The sequence below is a fragment of the Bordetella genomosp. 1 genome (assembly GCF_002261335.1).
Taxonomy (GTDB): Bacteria; Pseudomonadota; Gammaproteobacteria; order Burkholderiales; family Burkholderiaceae_B; genus Bordetella.
This window is the reverse complement of record NZ_NEVL01000001.1, coordinates 404,085-426,563: the sequence shown is the minus strand read 5'-3', so window position 1 is coordinate 426,563 and position 22,479 is coordinate 404,085. Positions and strand designations below refer to the sequence as shown.

The 22,479-nt window shown below is 70.6% G+C and carries 22 protein-coding genes; 9 read left to right on the top strand and 13 right to left on the bottom strand.

Features of this window, described 5'->3' with window-relative positions; genetic code table 11:
- Positions 1 to 2: 2 nt before the first annotated feature.
- The 3 genes from CEG14_RS01955 to CEG14_RS01945 are packed head-to-tail and all read right to left on the bottom strand — an operon-like array spanning position 3 to position 5,781.
- Positions 3 to 1,517, bottom strand: a complete 1,515-nt coding sequence (locus CEG14_RS01955) for an efflux transporter outer membrane subunit (protein WP_094825251.1) — start codon at positions 1,515 to 1,517, stop codon at positions 3 to 5.
- Entirely contained in the window at positions 1,517 to 4,702 is a 3,186-nt protein-coding gene (locus CEG14_RS01950; protein WP_094824667.1) for an efflux RND transporter permease subunit, read from the bottom strand. The genes CEG14_RS01955 and CEG14_RS01950 overlap by 1 nt, the downstream gene beginning before the upstream one ends.
- A complete protein-coding gene (locus tag CEG14_RS01945; protein WP_255032114.1) occupies positions 4,699 to 5,781 on the bottom strand; it encodes an efflux RND transporter periplasmic adaptor subunit in 1,083 nt (360 codons plus the stop codon). Before CEG14_RS01945 ends, CEG14_RS01950 begins: the two co-directional genes overlap by 4 nt.
- A gap of 202 nt (positions 5,782 to 5,983) precedes the next feature.
- Here CEG14_RS01945 and CEG14_RS01940 point away from each other — a divergent pair, with 202 nt between their 5' ends.
- Positions 5,984 to 6,616 carry a TetR/AcrR family transcriptional regulator gene (locus tag CEG14_RS01940; protein ID WP_094824666.1) on the top strand — a complete coding sequence of 211 codons (633 nt, stop codon included), beginning with the start codon at positions 5,984 to 5,986 and terminating at the stop codon, positions 6,614 to 6,616.
- Between the two features lie 239 nt (positions 6,617 to 6,855).
- Positions 6,856 to 8,064, top strand: coding sequence for an MFS transporter (locus CEG14_RS01935; protein WP_094824665.1), 1,209 nt, complete (start codon positions 6,856 to 6,858; stop codon positions 8,062 to 8,064).
- On the opposite strand, the gene CEG14_RS01930 is transcribed toward CEG14_RS01935, so the two are convergent.
- Positions 8,065 to 8,541, bottom strand: a complete 477-nt coding sequence (locus tag CEG14_RS01930; protein WP_141243275.1) for a hypothetical protein — start codon at positions 8,539 to 8,541, stop codon at positions 8,065 to 8,067.
- 246 nt (positions 8,542 to 8,787) lie between these two features.
- Here CEG14_RS01930 and CEG14_RS01925 point away from each other — a divergent pair, with 246 nt between their 5' ends.
- Positions 8,788 to 9,078, top strand: a complete 291-nt coding sequence (locus tag CEG14_RS01925) for a hypothetical protein (protein ID WP_256985557.1) — start codon at positions 8,788 to 8,790, stop codon at positions 9,076 to 9,078.
- Between the two features lie 10 nt (positions 9,079 to 9,088).
- On the opposite strand, the gene CEG14_RS01920 is transcribed toward CEG14_RS01925, so the two are convergent.
- The 9 genes from CEG14_RS01920 to CEG14_RS01880 form a co-directional block, all read right to left on the bottom strand.
- A complete protein-coding gene (locus CEG14_RS01920; protein WP_094824663.1) occupies positions 9,089 to 10,342 on the bottom strand; it encodes an Hsp70 family protein in 1,254 nt (417 codons plus the stop codon).
- Between the two features lie 58 nt (positions 10,343 to 10,400).
- Complete coding sequence (locus CEG14_RS01915; RefSeq protein ID WP_094824662.1) at positions 10,401 to 11,453, bottom strand: Lnb N-terminal periplasmic domain-containing protein; 1,053 nt, start codon at positions 11,451 to 11,453, stop codon at positions 10,401 to 10,403.
- Positions 11,440 to 12,123 carry a MarC family NAAT transporter gene (locus CEG14_RS01910; RefSeq protein ID WP_094824661.1) on the bottom strand — a complete coding sequence of 228 codons (684 nt, stop codon included), beginning with the start codon at positions 12,121 to 12,123 and terminating at the stop codon, positions 11,440 to 11,442. Before CEG14_RS01910 ends, CEG14_RS01915 begins: the two co-directional genes overlap by 14 nt.
- A gap of 221 nt (positions 12,124 to 12,344) precedes the next feature.
- Positions 12,345 to 13,487 carry a GGDEF domain-containing protein gene (locus tag CEG14_RS01905; RefSeq protein ID WP_094824660.1) on the bottom strand — a complete coding sequence of 381 codons (1,143 nt, stop codon included), beginning with the start codon at positions 13,485 to 13,487 and terminating at the stop codon, positions 12,345 to 12,347.
- Positions 13,488 to 13,582: 95 nt separating this feature from the next.
- Positions 13,583 to 14,164, bottom strand: a complete 582-nt coding sequence (locus CEG14_RS01900) for a 2OG-Fe(II) oxygenase (RefSeq protein WP_256985556.1) — start codon at positions 14,162 to 14,164, stop codon at positions 13,583 to 13,585.
- The gene (gene ada, locus CEG14_RS01895) at positions 14,154 to 15,281 is read right to left on the bottom strand and encodes a bifunctional DNA-binding transcriptional regulator/O6-methylguanine-DNA methyltransferase Ada (RefSeq protein ID WP_256985555.1); all 1,128 of its coding nucleotides are present in this window, start codon (positions 15,279 to 15,281) and stop codon (positions 14,154 to 14,156) included. Before ada ends, CEG14_RS01900 begins: the two co-directional genes overlap by 11 nt.
- 31 nt (positions 15,282 to 15,312) lie before the next feature.
- Complete coding sequence (gene alkB, locus CEG14_RS01890; protein WP_094824659.1) at positions 15,313 to 15,996, bottom strand: DNA oxidative demethylase AlkB; 684 nt, start codon at positions 15,994 to 15,996, stop codon at positions 15,313 to 15,315.
- Positions 15,997 to 16,000: 4 nt separating this feature from the next.
- Positions 16,001 to 16,774 carry a 2OG-Fe(II) oxygenase gene (locus CEG14_RS01885; RefSeq protein ID WP_094824658.1) on the bottom strand — a complete coding sequence of 258 codons (774 nt, stop codon included), beginning with the start codon at positions 16,772 to 16,774 and terminating at the stop codon, positions 16,001 to 16,003.
- A 73-nt stretch (positions 16,775 to 16,847) separates the two neighbouring features.
- A complete protein-coding gene (locus tag CEG14_RS01880) occupies positions 16,848 to 17,399 on the bottom strand; it encodes a cysteine hydrolase family protein (protein ID WP_094824657.1) in 552 nt (183 codons plus the stop codon).
- Between the two features lie 115 nt (positions 17,400 to 17,514).
- Here CEG14_RS01880 and CEG14_RS01875 point away from each other — a divergent pair, with 115 nt between their 5' ends.
- The 6 genes from CEG14_RS01875 (at position 17,515) to CEG14_RS01850 (ending at position 22,477) form a co-directional block, all read left to right on the top strand.
- Positions 17,515 to 18,063 carry a DUF523 domain-containing protein gene (locus tag CEG14_RS01875; protein WP_094824656.1) on the top strand — a complete coding sequence of 183 codons (549 nt, stop codon included), beginning with the start codon at positions 17,515 to 17,517 and terminating at the stop codon, positions 18,061 to 18,063.
- 236 nt (positions 18,064 to 18,299) lie between these two features.
- Positions 18,300 to 18,779, top strand: coding sequence for a MarR family winged helix-turn-helix transcriptional regulator (locus CEG14_RS01870; RefSeq protein WP_094824655.1), 480 nt, complete (start codon positions 18,300 to 18,302; stop codon positions 18,777 to 18,779).
- Between the two features lie 406 nt (positions 18,780 to 19,185).
- Entirely contained in the window at positions 19,186 to 19,683 is a 498-nt protein-coding gene (locus CEG14_RS01865) for a 2,4'-dihydroxyacetophenone dioxygenase family protein (protein WP_176461377.1), read from the top strand.
- 106 nt (positions 19,684 to 19,789) lie between these two features.
- Complete coding sequence (locus CEG14_RS01860; RefSeq protein ID WP_094824653.1) at positions 19,790 to 20,767, top strand: tripartite tricarboxylate transporter substrate binding protein; 978 nt, start codon at positions 19,790 to 19,792, stop codon at positions 20,765 to 20,767.
- Positions 20,768 to 20,852: 85 nt separating this feature from the next.
- On the top strand, positions 20,853 to 21,572 hold the full coding sequence (locus CEG14_RS01855) for an SDR family NAD(P)-dependent oxidoreductase (protein WP_094824652.1): 720 nt from the start codon (positions 20,853 to 20,855) through the stop codon (positions 21,570 to 21,572).
- A 77-nt stretch (positions 21,573 to 21,649) separates the two neighbouring features.
- A complete protein-coding gene (locus CEG14_RS01850) occupies positions 21,650 to 22,477 on the top strand; it encodes an IclR family transcriptional regulator (protein ID WP_094824651.1) in 828 nt (275 codons plus the stop codon).
- Positions 22,478 to 22,479: the final 2 nt, after the last annotated feature.

Genomic DNA, 22,479 nt, shown 5'->3' with positions numbered 1-22,479 from the left:
TCTCAACGCGTGACGGGCTGGGCCGGCGGCGCGGCCTGCGCCGTCTGCGGCTGCGGCGCCGGGGCGCCGCCCATGGCATGGAACAGCGTGGCCGTGTCGGCCAGGCGCGCGGTGGCGTAGTTGAGCTCGCGCAGACGGGCCTGCAGGTAAGCCTGCTCGGCGGCACGGCCCTGGTAGCCCGGCAGCGCGCCGAGTTCCACGCGGCGCGCGGTGTTGCGGAACGAGCCCTCGGCCGCCTGGCGCGCGGCCTCGGCGGCCGCCAGCGCCTCGTTGTCGGCCTCCAGCGCGGCCAGGCCGTCGGCCACGTTGCGGAACGCCGCCAGCACGGTCTGGCGATAGGTGTCGGCCGCGCCTTCGTAGGTCTCGATCGCGGCACGTCGTTGCGCGCGCAACGCGCCGCCGTGGAACAGCGGCTGCGTCAGCCCCGCGCCGATGGCCCAGATCGCGCCGCCCGCCCCCGACATCGCCGTGGGCCAGTCGAAGCCGCCGCGGCCCATCGATGCCGACAGCGACAGGCTGGGCAGCATTTGCGCGGTGCGCGCCCCGATCTCCGCCGCGGCGCCCTCGAGCGCCACCGCGGCCGCCTGCACGTCGGGCCGGTTCGCCAGCAGCTGCGACGGCACACTCACCGGCACCTTCGGCGGCACCACGATGCGATCGAAATCCAAATCGGGCGGCGCCTGGTCGGGCGTGCGGCCGAGCAGCACGGCCAGCGCATGGCGCGTGGCCTGCCATTGGCTGCGCAGGCCCGGCAGCGAGGCCGCGAGGTCGCCGGCGTTCTGTTCCGCGTCGAGGGCTTCCTGTTGCGACGCCGAGCCGAGCTCGAAGCGGCGCCGCGCATCCTGCGCCACCTGGCGCGACAGGGCCACCTGGCGCGTGCTAAGTTCGACCTGGCGCGCCAGCGCCGCAGAGCGGATCGCGCCGGTCACGATGTTGGCGGCCAGCGCGCGGCGCGAGGCCTCGAGGCGGTGCGCCTGCTGGTCCACCCGCGCGGCGAGCGCCGTGTTGGCATAGCGCGCCGCCCCGAACAGATCGAAGGTGTACTGCGCGCGCACCTGGCCCACGAAGGTGTTGTAGAGCATGGTGGGCGGCTCCACCATCGGCATGGTGAGGGCGCGCTGGCGGTCGACCTGCGCGCCGGCGTCAATGCTGGGCAGCATCGATTCGCCCACTTGCGCGCGCAACTGTTCGCGCGCCGCCGCCAGGTTGCGGTCGGCGGCCGCCAGGTCGGGACTGTTGGCCAGCCCCTCGCTCACCAGCGCGTCGAGCTCGGGCGAACCGAACTGCGACCACCACGCCGGCGCGGGCACGGCGGCCGGCTCGAACGACTGAGCCACGCCCTGCGCCGTGGCGCTCTGCGCGGGCACGGGCGCGACGCCGTACTGCGCCGGCGCCGGCATCTCGGGCGCGCGGCCATCCGGGCCGAGCGCGCAGCCGGCCAGGGCCAGGGCCAGCACGGTGAGGCTGGCGCTCAGGCGCGCCGGGCGCGCCGTAACGGGAAGGAATCTGCGCGTCATCATGTGGCGTTGCCCGCGGCGTCGGGGTGGATCTGGTGGCCGGCATCGGCGCCCGGCGGCACGCCGGGCGGCTCGTCGCGTTCGTCGTTGCGCACGCGGAACCAGGCGGCATACAGCGCGGGCAGGAAGAACACCGTGAGCACGGTGGCGCTGGTGATGCCGCCCATCAGCGCGGTGGCCATGGGGCCGAAGAAGTTGCTGCGCAGCAGCGGGATCAGCGCCAGCACCGCGGCCGCGGCCGTGAGGGTGATGGGTCGGAAGCGCCGCACGGTGGCGCTCACGATGGCGTCGACGCGCGGATGGCCGGCGGCGATGTCCTGCTCGATCTGGTCGACCAGGATCACCGAGTTGCGCATGATGATGCCGAACATCGCGATCACGCCCAGCATGGCGACGAAGCCGAACGGCTTGGCGAACAGCAGCAGGGCCACCACCACGCCGATCAGCCCGAGCGGCGCCGTCAGCACCACCATCATCACGCGCGAGAAGCTCTGCAGCTGGATCATCAGCAGGGTCAGTACCACCACCGCCATCAGCGGCATCTGCGCCACGATGGAGCTCTGGCCCTTCTCGCTTTCCTCGACCGAGCCGCCGATCTGGATCCGGTAGCCCACCGGCAGTTCGGCGCGCAGTTCGTCGAGCCTGGCGTCGAGCTGATGGGTCACGTCGATGCCCTGGGCGGTGCCGGTCACGTCGGCCTGCACCGTGATGGTGGGCTGGCGGTCACGTTCCCAGATCACGCCGTATTCGAGCTCGTAGTGCACGCGGCCCAGGCTGCCCAGCGGCACGGGGCCGTTGGGCGTGGGCATCGACAGCGTTTCGAGCTGCGACGGATCGATGCGCTCGTTGGCGGGCGCGCGCAGGTCCACGGCAATCAGCTTGTCGCGCTCGCGGTACTGCGTCACCGTGGTGCCCGACAGCGTCATGGCGAGGAACGCCGACACGTCGGAGGAGGTCACGCCGACCTCGCGCGCCTTGCTCTGGTCCACCTCGAAGCGCACCGAGCGTTCGGACGGCTCGTCCCAGTCGAACTGCACGTTGGCGGTGCGCGCGTCGGCGCGCACCACTTCGGCCAGCTTCTCGGCGATGCCGCGCACGGTTTCGATACGGTCGCCCGAGATGCGGAACTGCACCGGGAAGCCCACCGGCGGCCCGTTCTCGAGCCGCGAGAGGCGCGTGCGCACGGCGGGATACTGCTCGCGCAGGATCGGCGCGAGCCACTGCGAGAGCTGCTCGCGCTCCTCAACCGAGTGGGTGGTGACGATAAACTGCGCGAAGTTGGGTTGCGGCAGCTTCTGGTCGAGCGGCAGGTAGAAGCGCGGCGCGCCGGTGCCGACGAAGCTCACCATGTGTGCGATCTCGGGCCGGTCCTTGAGCGTTTCCTCCAGCCTCAGCACCTGGCGCTTGGTGGCCTCGAACGAGGCGCCCTCGCCCAGGCTCACGTCGATCAGCAGCTCGGGCCGGTCGGAGCTGGGGAAGAACTGCTGCGGCACCAGCGAGAAGGCCGCCATGGCGCCCGCGAACAGCAGCACCGTGCCGCCCAGCACCCAGAAGCGGCGCTCGACGCAGCGCGCCACCCAGCCGCGCAGGCGGCGATAGAAGCGCGTGTCGTAGATGTCGTGTTCGTGATCGTCGGCCTGCCCGGGCTCTTTCTTGCGCTCGGGCAGCAGGCGGTAGCCCAGCAGCGGGATCAGCACCACGGCGGCGAACCAGGACGCGATCAGCGCGATGGCCGACACCTGGAAGATCGAGCGCGTGTACTCACCCGTGCCGGACTTGGCCAGCGCGATCGGCAGAAAGCCCGCCACCGTGACGAGCGTGCCGGTGAGCATCGGGAATGCCGTGCTGGTGTAGGCGAAAGCGGCGGCGCGCGCGCGGTTCCAGCCCTGCTCCAGCTTCACCGCCATCATCTCGACCGCGATGATGGCGTCGTCGACCAGCAGGCCGAGCGCCAGCACCAGCGTGCCGAGCGAGACCTTGTGCAGGCCGATGTCGAACAGATACATGAACAGCGCGGTGACGGCCAGCACGATCGGAATCGAGATCACGACCACCATGCCGGTGCGCATGCCCAGCGATACCAGGCTCACCAGCAGCACGATCACGACGGCCTCGGCCACCGAGCGCAGGAACTCGTCGACCGAATGCGACACCGCGTGCGGCATGCTGGAGACCTGCGTGAGCGTCAGGCCGGCCGGCAGGAATTCCCCGAGCCGCGCGGTTTCGGCGTCGAGCGCCTTGCCGAGCTTGATCACGTCGCCGCTGGGCTGCATGGTGATGCCGATGCCGAGCACGCGCTTGCCGCCGGCGCGCATCTCGCTGACCGGCGGATCGATGTAGCCGCGCCGGATCGTGGCGATGTCGCCCAGGCGCACGGTGCTGTCGTTCACGCGGATCAGCGTTTCGGCCAGCGCCCGCACGTCCTGGATCTGGCCGGAGGGGCGCACGAAGATGCGGTCGTCGGCCGTGGTGAGCGTGCCGGCCGCGTTGACGCCGTTCTGCGCGTCGATCGCGCGCCCGATGACCTCGGGCGAGATGCCCAGGCGCGTGAGCTGCGCGTTCGGGATCTCGACGTAGATGCGCTCTTCCTGCTCGCCGAAGTAGTCGACCTTGGCCACGCCCGGCACGCGCAGCAGCACGGTGCGCATCGCGTCGGCGTAGTCGCGCAGCGTGGCGGGCGAGAAGCCGTCGCCCTCGAGCGTGTAGATGTTGGTGTAGACGTCGCCGAACTCGTCGTTGAAGAACGGGCCCTGCACGCCGCGCGGCAGCGTGGCCTGGATGTCGCCCACCTTCTTGCGTATCTGGTACCACTCCTCGGGCACTTCCTTGGCGGGCGCCGAGTCTTTCATGGTGAAGAACACCAGCGATTCGCCGGGCCGCGAGTAGCTGCGCATGAAGTCGGTGTATGGGGTCTCCTGCAGCTTCTTGGCGATGCGGTCGGTGACCTGCTCGCGCACCTGCTCGGCGGTGGCGCCGGGCCAGAAGGTGCGGATCACCATCACGCGGAACGTGAAGGGCGGATCCTCGGATTGCGCCAGCTGCGAATACGACAGCACGCCGAACAGCGTCGCCAGCGTGATGAGGAACACGACGAGGGCCTGATGGCGCAGGGCCCAGGCCGACAGGTTGAAGCGCCCTTCCTCGTGGCGATGCGCGTCGCGGGCGTCGGGGGCCGGCGCGCTCACGAGGCGAAGTCCTCGGGATGCAGCGGCGCCACCGGCCGCACCTTCTGGCCGGCCGAGACGGTGTGCACGCCCTGCCAGACCACCCGTTCGCCTTCCTTGATGCCGCTCGACAGCACCACATGGCGGTCGGTGTAGCGCGCCACCTCGACGCGCCGCAGCTCGAGCACGCCGTCATCGGGCTTGACCACCCAGACCGCGGGCGCGGGCCCGTCGTGGAACAGCGCGGTGGCGGGCAGCGTGAACGTGGCGTCCGGGCCGGTGGCGGCGTCGAACGCGATGTTGGCGGTCATGCCGAGGCGGGCGCGATCCGCGCCCTGCACCGTCAGCTTGATGCGGAAGGTGCGGCGCTGCGGATCCGCGGCCGGCGCGAGCTCGCGCACGGTCGCCGCGTAGGTTTCGCCCGGCGCGGCGGGCAGGGTCACGCTGGCCTTCTGTCCGATCTTGAGGCCGGCCAGCACGTTTTCCGGCACGTCGGCCACGGCGTCGATGTCGCCCGACCACGCGAGGTTGTAAACCGCCTGCCCGGCGGCCACGTTCTGGCCGGTGTCGGCCTGCTCGGCCGTGATCAGGCCGGCATGATCGGCGACCAGGGTGGTGTAGTTGAGCTGGTCGGCGGCGAGCGCGGCCTGCTGGGCGGCGCTGTCGCGCTGCGCCAGGGCCGCGGCATAGGCGTTCTGCGACTGCTCGAGCTGGCTGGCGGCGATCAGCTGTTCGCGCGCCTGGGCGCGGTCGCGGTTGAGCTGCTGGCGCGCGAACTCGAACTGATGCTGCGCGGCGGCCAGCTGCGACTTGGCGCTGGCGGCATTCTTGGCGGCGTCGGCCGGGTCGAGACGCGCCACCACCTGGCCGGCGGCCACGGTGTCGCCCAGGCGGGCCTTGCGCTCGATGATCTTGCCGCCCACGCGGAACGACAGCGGCGTGGTGTAGCGGGCGTCGATGCGGCCGGGCACGCTCAGGCGCGGCGCGGCGTGGTCGGGCTGGGCCGGCATGGCGACCACGGCGCGCGGCGGCGCGGCGGCCTCTTCCTTGCCGCCGCAACCGGCCAGGAGGGCCAGGCACAGCGGCGCGGCCAGCAACACGGTGCGGCCGGCGCCGGCACGGGAAGGACGGCGCGAACGGCCGCGGGCGGATGATCGGAACACGGCATACCTCGATGCGGTTCGGGCGGCGGCCAGCCGGACCTGGCTGGTGTCGCGCGAAATCCTGGACGGATTCTAATTCAGTCCTGTATTCAAATACAATACTGAATCTGAAGTGAGGGGCGATGCTACACTGCACAGCATGGCAAAAGTCCGGTTAACACGCGAGCAAAGTCGGGAGCAGACGCGCCAGCGCCTGCTGGACGCCGCGCAGGCGTTGTTCCTGGCAAAGGGCTATCTGGCCAGCAGTGTCGAAGACATCGCGGAGGCCGCCGGCTACACCCGTGGGGCCTTCTATTCCAACTTCGCCTCGAAGGCGGAGATGTTCCTCGAGCTGTTGCGGCGCGACCACGAAACGGCGATGAGCGAGATGGCCGCGCTGTTCGACGACCAGGCCACCCGCGCGGAGATGGAGGCGCGCGTGCTGGCCTTCTACAGCCAGATGCACCGCGAGAACAAATGCTTTCTGCTGTGGATCGAGGCCAAGCTGCAATCGGCCCGCGATCCCGCGTTTCGTGCCGGCTTTCTTTCGTTTTTGCGCGAACAGCGCGTCACCATCGCCGAGTTCGCACGCCAGTTCTCGGCCCGCGTGGGCACCCCGCTGACCATGCCGCCCGAGCAGCTCGCCCTGGGCCTGCTGGCCCTTTCCGAAGGCATGCAGTTCAGCTATGCCTTCGACCCGCAGGACGTCTCCGCCGACCTCACCCAGGCCGTGCTGGCGGGCTTCTTCGAGCGGGTGGTGTTCGACCGGCCGCCGGCCGACCCGGCCGCCTGAGTCTTGCCCCCGGCGCAATAATCCGCCGGGGCGGTGCGGGAATCCGCCCGCGATTCATGATCCCGCATCAAAAGTCTTTTCGTTCCCGAGCGCTTTTTCCGCACTGCAATAACGCGCACACTTCGTCCATGCTCAATGCCGTCGCCGCGCTGCCGCGCCGATGGCCGCGACCGGCCCCCCCCGGGTCGGCGTCACGCGCTTCGCGTCACGCCAGGTCGCACCCAACATGGATGCTACACATGACGACGACACAACTGGCCGGCGCGCAGACGCCGGGCAAAGCGGGCTTGCCATTGCTCGCGCTGGCCGTGGGTGCCTTTGGCATCGGCACGACCGAATTCGCCCCGATGGGCCTGCTGCCGGTGATTGCCGAGGGCGTGGACGTGTCCATTCCTTCTGCCGGGCTGCTCATCAGCGCCTACGCCATCGGCGTGATGCTGGGCGCGCCGCTCATGACGCTGGCGCTGTCGCGCTGGTCGCGCCGCAAGGCCCTGATCGCGCTGATGGCGATCTTCACCATCGGCAACCTGCTGTCGGCCTTCGCGCCCAACTACACCACACTGCTGCTGGCCCGGCTGGTCACCAGCCTGAACCACGGCGCCTTCTTCGGGCTCGGCTCGCTGGTCGCGGCCAGCGTGGTGCCGCGCCACAAGCAGGCGTCGGCCGTGGCGACCATGTTCCTCGGGCTGACCATCGCCAACGTGGGCGGCGTGCCGGCCGCCACCTGGCTGGGCCAGACCATTGGCTGGCGCATGTCCTTCGCCGCGACGGCGGTGCTGGGACTGGTGGCGATGTCGGCGCTGTTCTTCGCGCTGCCGCGCGGCGAGGCGGGCAACCGGCCCGACGTGCGCGGTGAGCTCAAGGTGCTGCTCAAGCCCGCGGTCCTGACCGCGCTGGCCACCACCGTGCTCGGCTCGGGCGCGATGTTCACGCTCTACACCTACATCACGCCGACGCTGACCGAGATCACCGGCGCGTCGCCCGCCTTCGTGACCGCGATGCTGGTCCTGATCGGCATCGGCTTTTCGATCGGCAACACGGCCGGTGGCCGCCTCGCCGACCGTTCGCTCAACGGCAGCCTGATCGCCTTCCTGATCATGATCATCGCGGTGATGCTGGCCTATCCGTGGCTCGCCGCCACGCACGTGGGCGCCGCCATCGCGCTGCTGATCTGGGGTTTCGCCACCTTCGCCGTGGTGCCGCCGCTGCAGATGCGCGTGATGCGCGCGGCCTCCGATGCGCCCGGCCTGGCCTCGTCGGTGAACGTGGGCGCCTTCAACCTCGGCAACGCCGTGGGGGCCGCGGCGGGCGGCGCGGTGATCTCGGCCGGCATGGGCTACGCCGCCGTGCCCATCGTGGGCGCGCTCATCGCCGCGGCCGGCCTGCTGCTGGTGCTGGCCCAGGTGCGCGGCAAGCGCCAGCCGGTGACGGCGGCCGAAGCCTGCTGATCAACGCACCGGCGCGTCTTCGAGCGGCGCGCCGGGATCCGCCGGCGCGGCCGCGGGATCGGGCCGCTCGGCGGGCCACTCGGGCGTCAAGGTGAATTCCACGTGTTCGTCGGCATAGACGTGCACGCCGAGGAAGCGCGGCCTGCCCTGCGGCTCGGGAATGACGGCGCTGGCCGAGCGGCCCAGCCCGTCTTCGGGCAGGGGCAGGCTGACCGGCCAGCCGATCTCCCAGGCGATGTCGGCGCGACCCGGCGTGACGTCGATGCAGCACATGCTGCGGGCGCTCGAGCCGCTGTCTTCGCGGCGCCAATGCACGCCGCCCACGTAGCGGCCCTGCACGCTGACCTCGGCGATTTCGTGATCGGGGCTGTAGTTGAACACCACCACTTCGACCGGGATCTCCGCGCGCGCCACGCCGGCGCACAGCAACAGCAGCGCCCCTCCCGTCAGCCCCCGCCAGTTCCAGGCCCTCGCCACGCCAACCTCCCTCGCCCCGATCGTCATTGGTTTCGCATGGTAGCGAATCGGGGTGGCGGCCTGCGCGATGGTTGGGCGCGCAACCGTTAGCAACTGCTACACCGGCGCCCACGCCGCCACGCCGGTGCAGGCGCGCGCCGCGCGCCACGTCACAACGCGACACATATCAGGCCCTGCGCGCGACCGGGCGATGGCAGATACTGGGCTGGAAGCGGCCGGGCCGACCGGCGCGCCGGGGAGAACGACATGAAGAAATCGTGGATGGCCGCCAGCGCGCTGGCGCTGCTGCTGGGCGCCTGTGCCAACCAGGGCCCGCCCGGCGGGCCACCGCCGCAGCCCATGCCGGGCGCGGATCTCGACGGCCACGGCTGCAAACCGTCGGCAGGTTTTGCCTGGTGCGATCGCCTCGCGCAATGCGTGCGGCCCTGGGAGCTCGCGCGCTCGCGCGGCCTGCCGGCCGGACCCGAGGCCGTCTCCGACTACTGCGGCACGCCGTCCACCGCGCAACCCCTGGTCGAGCCGGGCCGGCCGCAATAGCCGCGCGGGCTCAGGCGAAGCGGCGCTTTGCGTCGAGCGCCAGGCCCGCGCCGATGCTGCCGAACAGATCGCCTTCCACGCTGCGTGCGGCGGGCACGAGGGCGCTCACGCTCTCGCGCAGCAGCGGCACGCGGCTCGAACCGCCGGTGAAGAACACGGTGTCGACCGCGTCGGCCGTGACGCCCGCGGTCGCGATGAGATCGGTCACGGTGCGCTCGACGCGACCGATCAGCCCGCCGATGGCCTGGTCGAAATCCGGCCGCGCCACGTCGGTGCCGAGCGCCGGCGCGATGCGATCGAGCGAGATGTGGGTGGACGGGTCTTCGGACAGCGCGATCTTGGCGTCCTCGACCTGGATCGCCACCCAGTGGCCGGCGCGCTGCTTCACCATCTCGTCGAGCAGCGCGATGCGCGCGGGCTCGGCGGTCTGGGCGCGGATGAAGGCGAAATTCTCGGCGGCCTTCTTGGTGTAGGCCTGGTTGATGGTGTGCCAGCAGGCCAGGTTGATGTATTGCGTGCTGGGCACGTCCTTGCCGCTGCGCAGCTGGCTGCCCAGGCCGAACAGCGGCATCACGTGCGCCAGGCTGAGCTGCTTGTCGAAGTCGGTGCCGCCGATGTGCACGCCGCCATGCGCCAGGATGTCGTCGCGCCGGTCGGCGCGGCCCGCGCGCTCGGGCCCGAGGCGGATCAGCGTGAAGTCGGAGGTACCGCCGCCGATGTCGACCACCAGCACCAGCTCCTCACGGTCGATCTGCGATTCGTAGTCGAACGCCGCCGCGATCGGCTCGAACTGGAATTCCACGTTGGCGAAGCCCACGTCGCGCGCGATCTCGCCCAGCGTGTCCTGCGCCAGCTTGTCGGCGGCCGGGCTGTCGTCGACGAAGAAGACCGGACGGCCGAACACCGCCTGCGTCAGCGGCTGGCCACAGGATTGCTCGGCGCGGCGCTTGAGCTCGGCGATGAAGCGCGTGAGCAGCACGCGAAACGGCACCGACCGGCCCTGCACTTCGGTCGAGCCTTCCATCAGGGAGCTGCCGAGCAGGCTCTTCATGGCGCGCATGAGGCGGCCGTCGTAGCCGGACACGTAGTCGGCGATCGCCGCGCGGCCGTAGCTCACGTCATCGTCATCGTCGTGGAAGAAGATCGCGGAGGGCAGCGTGCCCTTGCCGTCTTCCAGCGTGAGCAGGCTGGGCTGGCCGGGCCGGAACAGACCGACGGTGGAGTTGGAGGTGCCGAAGTCGACGCCGCAGGCAAGGGAAGTCATGGGAAAACCGGGTAAGGCGAAAAAACGGCGCCAAGTGTAGCCGAGGCGGACGACGGGCTCATGGCGCCCCGGGGAGACCGGGCTCGGGCAGGGGCTGGCCGGCCCGGATGGCGGTCGAGAAATCGCGGCCCTGCGCGCGCGCCTCGCGGGCGCGTTCGCCAATGGCGGACCAGTCGCGCCAGGTCTGCAGGGGCAGGCGCTTGTCGAGGGCGCCGATCTTGTACAGGTAGCCGGGCAGATAGCCCGACAACAGGATGCGCGGATCGGCAGGCACGGGCACGATGGCGCGCACCATGCGGTAGATGATGGTGGTGCAGTTCGCCGTGACCGTGTGATAGAAGCGCGGCGCGACGGCCAGCGCGTTGGCCGTTTCGACGTACGACACGAACAGCGCGCGCATGGCCTCGCGCGGCATGCGGATCGGATAGAGGTGCACGTCTTCGCCGCGAGCATAGGTGCGGGTGCCGATGATGTCGCGCTCGTCGGCCGCGATCACGCTCATTTCGAATTCCTTGAAGAAGCCGCCCAGCTCGGAGAAGCTTTCGCGGCGCTCCTTGCGGATCTCGACCGAGAACACCACGCGCTGGCCGTCGTCGAAGCCGAACGACACCAGGGTGTGCGCGATCGCCGCGCTGCCCCAATACGACATGAACAGGTCGACCGTGCGCAGCCGGTCGAGGTCGTAGTGGCGCGTTTCCCAGCGCGGGTCGAAGTCGGTTTCGGAACGCCAGGTGAAGTTGCGCACGTTCTGCAGCGTGACCTGCGAGCCCTGCACCTGGCCCTGCGTCATCTGCGCCACGTCGGCGGCCCAGTCGCGCTCGTTGGAGGGCGCCAGCGAGGTCCACCACAGCACCAGCGCCAGCATGGCCGCGAGATAGACGCCCAGCGCGATGCGCCAGTGGCGCGTGCGGCCCAGCAGCGCCACGCCGGCCGCCACGCACACGACGCCCCAGGCCAGGATCAGCAACGCCGTGAGGGCCGAGGGCAGGCGCAGCTGGAAATACAGGGCGCCCACGCCCCACAGCAGCGTGACCAGCAGCGCGGCCAGCGCCAGCGCGATGCCGGCGCCGCGCGCCACGCGCCACGCGCGGCCGGGCTCAGGGCGCGCCATGCTGGATCAGCTCGAACACGCCGTTGATGACGAACTGCACGCCCATGCACACCAGGAGAAAGCCCATCACGCGCGAGACGGCCTCGACCCCGCCGTTGCCGATCCAGTTGACGATGCGGCCGGCCGAGCGCAGGCAGACCCAGAAGATCAGGCCCAGCAACGCGAACACGATGATCGGCGAGACCGCCAGCACCCACGGCGTGACCGGACCGAGCGAGGAGTCCACCGACGAGGTGGCGCTCACGATCATCGCGATGGTGCCCGGGCCGGCGGTGCCCGGCAGGGCCAGCGGCACGAAGGCGATGTTGGGCGCGGCCTTGGCCTCGATCGCGGCGGAGGTCTTCTCGGCCTCGGGCATCGATTCGGCGGTGCTGGTGGGAAACAGCATGGTGAAGCCGATGAAGGCCACGATCAGGCCGCCCGCGATGCGCAGGCCCGGGATCGAGATGCCGAAGGTCTGCATGATCAGCGTGCCGGCGTAGTATGTGACCAGCATGATGGCCACCACATAGATCGCGGCCTGCGTGATCTGGCGCTGGCGCTCGCGATAGGGGATGTGCGCGCCCAGCGACAGCAGCAGCGTCATCGAGGTCAGGGGGTTGGCCAGCGGCAGCATGAGCGCCAGGCCCAGGCCCACCACTTTGAACAACTCCAAGATCTCGGCAACCATTGCGCGCCCGCTCCCTATTGTTCGACAAGGCAACGATGATTCCGAATCGGGCCGGCGGCGTCAAGTCGCGCGGCCCCCGGGCACGCCAGTTGCTACTGGAGGATCACCCTTAATTCAAAAGAGGAGATCCAAGATGCGCTCCATTCTGCTTTGGTTGCTCGGCGTACCTATCCCCATCATCATCCTGATCGCGCTGTTCTGGCACTGAGCCGGTTGCGCGCTCAATCGGCCATGGCCATGCGCGATTTCCCCGCCGATTTGGCGAGGTAGAGCGCACGGTCGGCCGCCTTGAGAATTTCGGCCATGTCGTGGCCGTGGCGGGGGATCAGGGCAATGCCCACGCTGCCCCCCACGCGCACGTCATGGTCGGGCCCGAGGTCGAACGGCTGCGCCACGCGCTGGATCAGCCGGTCGGCCAATTGGGCCGCCCGCCAGCCGTCCACCTCCGGCAGCAGCAGCACGAATTCATCGCCGCCGATGCGCGCGATCGACGCGTCCGACGGCGCCAGCTCGGTCAACCGCAAGCCCACCTCGCGCAGCAGCCGGTCGCCCGACGCGTGACCGTAGGTGTCGTTGACCGACTTGAATCCATCCAGATCGAGATACAGCAGCGTGTAGTGCGCGCCCTCTTCGCGCGCGCGCCGCATCGCCTGCGCGAGCTCGCCGCCCAGGCCGAAGCGGTTGAGCAGGCCGGTGAGCGAATCCTGGCGCGCGAGCCGGTGATTGTCGCGCTCCGCGCGCATGGTGGTGACCAGCATGGCGTTCAGGCGGTATGACGCGGCCGTCATGCTCAGCAGGAACAGCGGCAGCTGCAGGCAGATCACCCACAGCGCGGGCTCGTGCGCAAACAGCGGCACCGTCATGCAAGGCCCCAGGCTAATTACGATCATGACCGCCAGCAGGCGCGGCGCGGCAAAGTTGCGCACGCAAATACCGCCCACCATCGCGGCGGCCGACAGGCAGGCCAGCACGATCGCGACCCAGTCGCCGCTGGCCGCGCTGATCACCGTGCCATAGCCCACGCTCGCGGCCCACAGCAGGGTGAGCACCATGTAGAAGTCGGTATGGGTGCTGGCGCCGATCAGCGCGTTGCGCCGCGCCAGGTACAGCACCACGCCCCGCACCAGGCAACAGAGGAATTCGAAGACGACCCAGGCGATGAAGGGCGCCTCGGGAATGCGCCAGGCGATGATGCTGGCGATCATCAGGCTGTTGATCACGCCGCCCAGGAAGATCGGCATCGTGCCGAACAGGCCGCCGACGAGCGCCACGCGTATGTCCTGGGGAACATCATCGCCCGCGTGCACGAGCCAACGGGTGAAACGCCAGGTCGGCATGCTGTAGGTGCTGCTGGCGGTGAACATGCAGGGTGCGGGACTCGGGGACGTGTTGTTGGGAAGATATACCGAACCGCCCCACTTCACCACCGCTATGCGCACCTTGGCGGCGCGCGGTCCGCTCAAACGTGTACGCGCGCCAACGGCCAGCCCGCCATCAACGCGATCCGCGTGCCGCCCCGCACTCGCGCCACGCCGTGCCGCGCGGTCACCCGATAGGGGCCGCGCGCGCCCTGCACCGGCCGCCCCGCCGCCGCGATCACGGCCAGATCCCCCTGCCGCAGCGGCACCACGTGCGGGCGCGTCTGCATGCGCGGGCGCTGCTCGGCCAGCACCAGCTCGCCGCCATCGAAATCGACGCCGGGTCGGTTCAACAGCACCACCAGGAGCAGGCCGAAGCCGGCGTCGGCATCGCCGCTCGTCACCAGCGGCGCGTCCTGCTCCGCGTCCACGGCGCGGACCCAGGCGTCCAGCGCCAGACCCGGATCGGCCTGCGCGCCGCGCCAGCGCGCGGCCAGCGCAGCGAGCGTGTCGCGCACGCCATCGAAGCGCGCGCGCCAGGCAGGCGGCAACACGGCCGGCATGGCCTGGCCCGCGGCCTGGCGCGCCATGGCGTCGCACGCGCCGCCATCGAACGCGCCGCGCCAGACCGCAAAGCCGCGCGCGTCCAGGCCGGCGTGCAGGCCGGACGCATCACTCGCCACGGTCGGCCCCCGCCGGCCAGGCGCCCTCGCGGCGCAGCAGCTCCTGCTTGCGCGCCACGCCCCAGCGATAGCCCGACAGGCCGCCGTCGGTGCGCACCACGCGGTGGCAGGGGATCGCCACCGCCACCGGATTGGCGCCGCAGGCCTGCGCCACCGCCCGCACCGCGCCCGGCGAGCCGATGCGCCGCGCGATGTCGGCATAGGTGGCGGTCTGCCCCACGGGAATCTCGCGCAACGCGCGCCAGACACGCTCCTGGAACGCGGTGCCGCGCACGTCCAGCGGCAGCGTGGCGCCCAGCGCGGGGGCCTCGACCAGGCCGATCACCTGCGCCACCAGCGCCTCGAACGCCGCGTCGGCGCCGATCAGCTCGGCGCGCGGAAAGCGATCCTGCAGCGCGCGCACCAGGGCGTCGGGATCGTCGTCGAGCTGGATCGCGCAGATGCCGGCGTCGCTGCGCGCCACCAGGATGGCGCCGAGCGAACACTGCGCCACCGCGAAACGGATCTCCTGGTTCGCGCCGCCGGCCTTGTAGTCGCGCGGCGTCATGCCCAGCATCTGGCGCGAGTTGGCGTAGAAGCGGCTGTTGGAATTGAAGCCGCTGGCGTAGATCGCATCGGTGACCGAGCCGGCGGCCTGCGCGTCGGCGGCCAGATGCTCGCGCACCCGGCGCGCTCGCTGCGCCTCCGCGTAGGCCTTGGGCGTCACGCCGGTCACCGCCTTGAACACGCGATGGAAATGGTAGGGGCTCATGCCGGCACGCTCGGCCAGCCGGGCCAGCGGCGGCACCTCGTCGCTGGCATCGATCAGGCGGCACACGCGCGCCACCACGTCGGCGTGCTGGTGGCCCACCTGCGTCTGGTCGGCCGCGACGTGACGGCTGGGCCGGTAGCCGGCCGCCTCGGCCTCGGCCGCGCTGTCGAAGAACTCCACGTTTTCGGGCCGCGGCAGCCGCGCCGCGCTGCTGGGGCGGCCGTACACGCCGGTGGTCCGCACGGCATAGACGAACTGGCCGTCGGCCGCCGGGTCGCGCGCCACCACGGCGGCCCAGCGCGGATCGAGGGTGGCGGGCGAGGTGGGGTGGGAGAGTCTCATGGTGATGCCTTTGCGGGTTGCCATGCTTGCATCCTAGGGCGGCGCGCGGCCGCCTTCACTCCGCCTCTTGCGCTTGAATCCGGCGGGCCCGGTCGAGCACCACGCGGAACGTGAAATTCAGGCGCTGCCGGCCCAGCAGCACGTGATGACCGTCCTTCAAGGTATTGATGCCGTGGAAACGCATGCGGTCGACGCCGCCCCACACGGCCACGTCGCCGTGCCACAGCCCCACGCGCGTCACCGGGTCGCTGCGCTTGAGGCCGCCGAACTGAAAGGTGGCGGGCAGGCCGAGCGACACCGACACGATGGGCGCCTCCAGGTCGCGCTCGTTGCGATCCTGGTGCAGCGTGAGCCGGCTGCCCGGCAGGTATTGATTGACCAGGCAGGCGTCGGGCTCGTAGTCGGGGAAGTCACAGGCCGCGGCGGCCGCGCGGGCGAGCGCCAGCATGGCCGCGGGCAGCGCGGGCCAGGGCCGGCCGGACAGCGGATCGCGCGCGCTGTAGCGATAGCCGTGCTCGTCGCTGACCCAGCCCAGCCTGCCGCAGTTGGTCATGGCCACCGACATGGTGTGGCCGCTGGGCGTGACGAGATGACGGAACGGCGCCGCCGCGCGCACCTGCTCGAGCTCGGGCAGCACCCGGTCGATGAAGGGCAGCGCGAAGCCGCGCAGGATGCAGGCGCGCGGGCCGAGCGGCTCGGTCACGCCGGAGAGAGTGGACTCGAACAGATCGAAGGTCATGATGTCAGCGGGCGTCGTGAAGGATCACCCCGAGCGTGTGGCGCGTGCCGCGCCGCAGTTCGGCGACCCCATGACGCAGTGTACGGCGTTGCCAGCCGCGTGCCCCGCGCGCGGGCCGGTCATGCACCGCGAAGATCAGCGCGTCGCCCTGCGCCAGCGGCATCACCTCGGCACAGGCCGGATGGCCGCTGCGCTGCTCCGTCATGACGAACTCGCCGCCCTCGAAATCCCGGCCCGGCGCCGACAGCAGCACGGCCATCTGCAGCGGAAACACGAGATCGCCGTACAGATCCTGGTGCAGGCAGTTGTAGTCGCCCGCGCCGTATTGCAGCAGCAGCGCGGTGGGCCGGCGCTGTCCGGCCTCGTGGCAGCGCGCGAGAAACTCGGCATGCGTGGCGGGCAGCGCGGCGCCGCCCTCTTTCAGGCGCTGGCGCCACTGCCCGGCCAGCGGCACGAGCCGTTCGTACAGCAGCGCGCGCAGCGCAGGCAAGGGGTCGGGCAGGGGATAGGCGTAATACTGATACTCGCCGCGGCCGAAGCCGTGCCGGCTCATCACGACGCGGCTGCGAAACTGCGCGGCGTGGTCGTAGCCCGCCGCCCAGCGCGCGCACTCGGCGGGGCTGAACAGGCGCGGCACGATGGCGCGGCCGTGGGCATCGAGTTCGGCCAGCAGGCCGGGCCAGTCGGCCGCGGCGAGCCGCGCGACGGGGTCCGCCGCGCCGGCCGCACCGGCGCCGCGGGCGACGGGATCGAGGTCGAGGCGAGCTTGCAGGGTCATGCGGCCAGTCTACCGCCGCCCCGCCGCGCCGGCCTCCCGGCTCTTGCGCTCGAATTCCGCGCGCGGCGCCGGCTCAGGCGGCGGCCGGCGCGCCCAGCACGATGTCGGCCGCCGGCAGCGCGACGATGCGCGGCCCGAAGCTCGTGATCGAAGACAGGGTGGCGTTGTGGTGCGCGCGGATCTGCGCGCCCGTGGCGTGCGGCTTGTCGTGGGTGGTGTGCGCATCGGCGGCCAGCGTGACCGGATAGCCGAGCGCGGCCGCGCGCCGCACGGTGGTGTCGACGCAGAACTCGGAGGCGTAGCCGCACACGATCAGCTGCGTGACGCCCCGCTCGGCCAGCCAGTCCGCCAGTTCCGTTTGCTGGAACGCATCGGGCGTGGTCTTGCGGATGCGCGCATCGCCGGGCGCCACCTCCAGGTCGCGGTAGAGCGCATGGCCCGGCGCTTCCGCGGCGAGGTCGCCGCTCTTGCTCTGGTGCTGGACCAGCGCCACGGGCACGCCGGCGGCACGTGCGCGCGCGGTCAGCGCATTGATGCGCGCCAGTGTCGCGGCGGCGTCGGCCGGCGCGGGCTCGGTGGCAAACAGGCCTTCCTGGACATCGATGACGATCACGGCGCAAGACATGGCGGACTCCCGGCGAAAGCGGCAGTGTAAGACCGGTTTTGATCGCGGCGCGGCCGCCGCGTTATCCTGCGGCCTTGGCGTCGCGCGCACGCGCCGCCAGACGTCACGCATGCCCATGAATCCGTCCCAAACTGCCGAAGCGCCCAGCGAGCCCGTCCCTGATATTTCCGACCTTGCGCCGGTGCTGGTGAGCGCCTGCCTGCTGGGCCGACCGGTGCGCTACAACGGCACCGGCGCGCCGCAGGTGCATCCCGTGCTGGCGCGCTGGCAGGCCGAGGGCCGGGTGGTGGCGGTGTGTCCGGAGGTCGCGGGCGGGATGCCGACGCCGCGGCCGCCGGCGGAAATCACGCGAGGCGCGGGCGGCGCCAGCGTGCTCGGCGGGCGCGCCCGCGTGGTCGACGCCACCGGCGCCGACGTCACGGCACCCTTCGTGTGTGGCGCGCAAGCCGCACTCGCCGCCGCCCAGCGGCGCGGTATCGCGGTGGCGGTGCTCAAGGAAGGCAGCCCGTCGTGCGGCAGCGGCTACATCTATGACGGCGCGTTCGACGGCACGCGCGTGCCCGGCGTGGGCGTGACGGCGGCCTTGCTCGCGGGGGCAGGCGTACAGGTTTTCAGCGAGCACCAATTCGATGCGGCCGACGCGGCCCTTGCGGCGCAACGCTGAGGGCCACTGCGCGAGATAGTTGTACGGACAACTATCTCGGTTCAGGGAAAACCCGCGGCTCACCATATTGTGGACAGCACGCCGCGCGCTGCCCGCCGTCATGGGTCGAGTGAACTAATTCAGGGACGCCCGCTCCAACGGTTTCGCGCCACCAGATCAGCCTCATGCACGATGACGCGGCAGGCCTGGCTTGTGGCAATATCCCGGCTCATCACTACCCCAACCTGTACTTCACCATGACCGCACAGAAAAACGCCAAAAAAGAGATCCAAGTGCCGGCCCTGGAACGGTTTCTCACTTACCGTCTTCACGTCGTCAACAAGATCGCCGACCGCGACAGCGCACAGGCCTATGCAGACCGCTGCCGCCTGCCGATCGGCGAGGCGCGCTGTCTTGCCGCCATCGGCCGCTACGGTTCGCTGTCGGTCAATGACCTGGCCGTCGCCGCCAACCTCAACAAGGGCCAGGCCAGCCGCTGTGCCCAGGCCCTCACCGATGCCGGCCTGGTGCGCAAGTCGGTGAGCCCCGAAGACGGCCGCGGCGTCGTGCTGAGCCCGACCGCGCGCGGCCTCACGCGCTATCGCCAGATCATCGGCGTGATGGAAGAGCGCAACAAAGACGTGTTCGGCTGCCTCTCCGAGCGCGAGCAGAAGGCGCTGAGCCAGATGCTCGACAAGGTGCTGTCGCACCTCGACGTGGGCGACGCGCAGGACTGACACAGGCGCCGGGCCGGCGAATGGCCCGGCACCTGCCGCGGCCGCCACCGACCGCTTCCGGCCGACCGCTTCCGGCCGACCGTTTCCCCTTGCCCCCTCCCTGAGCTTGCCCGGCCGCCCGCGCAAACCGCGCCGCGCGGCCGCCCCCGCGCGCCCTCATGCCGCCCGTTGCGTGCGCGCGCAACCATCCCCCGCCCTCGCCCCCCGCCGCGCCACCGGCCGCGGCGCGCGTCCTGCCTTCCCCGCCGATTACTGCACTGCATCTGAGGGTAAGCCCCGGCTTATCGCCGCGCGCCGCCTCGCTACACTTGTCCATAAATCAGACATATTGTCCGTATTGTGGACAACACGGATTCACCGTTGCGAGGAGACCGCAGTGCCGATCGAGAAAACGGACGTCGCGCCGATGACGCCCTACCAGTATCCGAACCCGCCCGACGCCCTGCCGGAAATCGTGATCCCGCAGGCGATCCCGACCGACGAACGGCTGTGGGTGCCGCAGGCCGAGAACGTGTGGTTCCGCCCGCTCTGTCTGAACGCCAGCCAGGGCTACTGGATGAACCTGCTGCGCGTGCGCAAGTCCGGCGTGTTGAGCCGCCACCGTCATCCGCAGGCCGTGCACGGCTTCGTGCTGAAGGGCCGCTGGCGCTACCTCGAACACGACTGGGAGGCCGTCGAGGGCAGTTATGTGTTCGAGCCGCCGGGTGAAACCCACACGCTCTACGTGCCGCCCGACGTCGAGGAAATGATCACCTACTTCCAGGTCAACGGCGTCATGTACTACACCGACCCCTGGGGCAAGGGCATGGGCTACGAAGACGTCTTCACCAAGATCGAGATGTGCCGCAAGCACTTCGCCGAGGTCGGCCTGGGCGAAGACTACGTGCGCCAGTTTATCCGCTGAGGGCGGCCAGCCCGCAAGCCGCCGCGGTTTCAGGGAGGGTTACGCCAGCCAGTGATCAGTGCAGTCCGGGCAGTCGCATGAACCATAAAAACCCATCGGAGACACAATGAATCATCGTGCGTTGTATCGCTATCTCGGCGCCGCGCTGCTCGGCTGTGCCGTCAACCTGGCCGGCGCGGGCGCCGCGCTGGCCCAGAACTTCCCCACCCGTCCGATCGAACTGGTCGTGCCCTTCGCGGCCGGCGGCGGCACCGACGCCATGGCGCGCGCGATGTCGGATGCCTCGCGCACCCATCTGCCGCAGGCGGTCGTGGTGCTCAACAAACCCGGCGCGACCGGCGCCATCGGCCTGACCGAAGTCGCCAATGCGAAGCCCGACGGCTACAAGCTCGCACTGATCACGGTCGAGATGGTCATCATCCCGCATCTCAACCTCACCAAGACCACCTACGAGAGCTTCACGCCCATCATCCAGCTCAACGCCGATCCCTCGGCCATCACGGTGCCGGCGAATTCGCCGTACAACACCGTGGAGGAATTCCTCGCGGCCGCGCGCGCCAAGCCCGAGAGCCTGCAGGTGGGCAACGCCGGCACCGGCTCGATCTGGCACCTCGCGGCCACCGCGCTCGAGGACAAGACCGGCGCCAAGTTCAATCACATCCCCTTCAACGGCGCCAATCCCGCCGTGCTGGCGCTGCTGGGCGGCCACATCGACGCGGTCACGGTGAGCCCGGCCGAGGTGATCCAGTATGTGAAGGCGGGCAAGCTCAAGACGCTGGCGGTGATGGCCGATCAACGCGTGCCCGGCTTCGAGAACGTGCCCACGCTCAAGGAGCGCAACATCGATCTGTCGATCGGCACGTGGCGCGGCATCGCGGCGCCCAAGGGCACACCGCAACCGGTGCTCGACAAGCTCGGCCAGGCCTTCCGCGCCGCCGCCGGCGAGGAGTCGCTCAAGCGCTTCATGAAGGAGCAGAACCTCGGCTACGTGGTGGCCGACCAGGCCACCTTCACGGCGCTCATGCAACGCGACAACGCCATGTTCAAGGCCCTGATCGACAAGTTCGGCATGCGCCAGCAGTGATCGTGGCGCTCCGCGGCGTGCCCCCGCGGCACGCCCCCCTCCCTTCATCCGGGCGGCCCGCGGGCCGTCCCTGCTGCCTACACTCATGACCTATCAAGCAGATCTGTATGCGGGAAAGACGGCACTCGTGACGGGCGCCACGCAAGGCATCGGCGCGGCCATCGCCAACCGGCTGCACGCGCTGGGTGCGCGCACCATCGCCACCGGCCTGCACTCCGACCAGGGCGCGCTGGACGCCGGCATCGAGGTGCGGCTCGGCGACGTGAGCCAGGCCGGCGACGTGGACGGCATGCTGCGCGGCCTCGACGAACTCGACATCGTGGTCAACTGCGCCGGCATCATCCGGCGCGGCGCCGAACACGATCCCGAGGTGTTCGAGCAGGTGCTCGCCATCAACCTCACGGGCACGATGCGCGTGTGCAGCGCGGCGCGCGAGCGCCTGGCCCGGCGGCGCGGCTGCATCGTCAACACGGCCTCGATGCTGAGCTTCTTCGGCGGTTCGCTGGTGCCGGCGTATGCGGCGAGCAAGGGCGGCGTCGCACAGCTCACCAAGTCGTTGGCGCTGGCCTATGCGGCCGACGGCATCCGCGTGAACGCGGTGGCGCCGGGCTGGATCGCCACGCCGCTCACGCAGGCGCTGCAGGACGACCCGCTGCGCAGCGGCCCGATCCTGGCGCGCACGCCGCTGGGCCGCTGGGGCCGGCCGGAAGACGTGGCGGAGGGCGTCGTGTTCCTCTGCGCGCCGGCCGCCGCGTTCCTGACGGGCGTGATCCTGCCGGTGGATGGCGGCTACCTGGTGGCCTGAACGGGATATCCCGGCTCGGCCCCTGGCGCGCGATGCGCTACCCTTCTCACCAGTCCGCATCGCACGCCGCCGAATCCATGTCCAAGACCGCCCCCGCCACCCCGGCCGCCGCGCCCGTCGCCGGCGCCGCCGCCTTCTCGAAGTTCACCCATGTCCTGCAGGCGGTGGCCGACACGGCCGAGCCCATGACCGTGGCCGAGCTGGCGCGCCGCTGCGGCTATCCGCGGCCCACGGTCTACCGGCTGGTGGCGGCGCTGCTGGCCGAACGCTTTCTGGCCGAACACCCGCACACGGGGCGCCTGAGCCTGGGTCCGCGCCTGATCCAGCTCGCGAGCCGCAGCTGGGGCCGCTCCGAGATCCGGCTGGCCGCGGTCGAGGCGCTCAAGCAGCTGCGCGACCTCACCGGCGAGACCGTGCACCTGGCCGTGCCCAACGGGCAGCACATGGTCTATATCGAAAAGCTCGAGAGCCCGAGCGCGGTGCAGATGGCCTCGCGCATCGGCACCAACGTGTCGCTGCACTCCACCGCGGTCGGCAAGGCCTGGCTGGCGCTGCTCGACGCCAGCGCGTGCGAGGCGGCGCTGCAGTCGCTGCCGCAACCGTTCACGCAGCACACGGCCAACACCGTGCGCGACCTGGCCGCGCTGCGGCGCCAGCTGGAGCAGGTGCGCAAGCGCGGCTGGGCGGTCGACGACGAAGAGAACGAGGCCGGCATCTATTGCTTCGGCGCGCCCATCCTGGGCCGCAATGGCGAGCCGGTGGCCGCCATCAGCGTGAGCACGCTGCGCTTTCGCCAGAAGCCCGATCCGCAGGCGGCCTACGTGGAACCGCTGCTCGCGGCCTGCCGCGCGATCACGCTGCGGCTGGCCGAAACGCCGGCGCTCTCGAGCGTCGGTATGCTCTGACG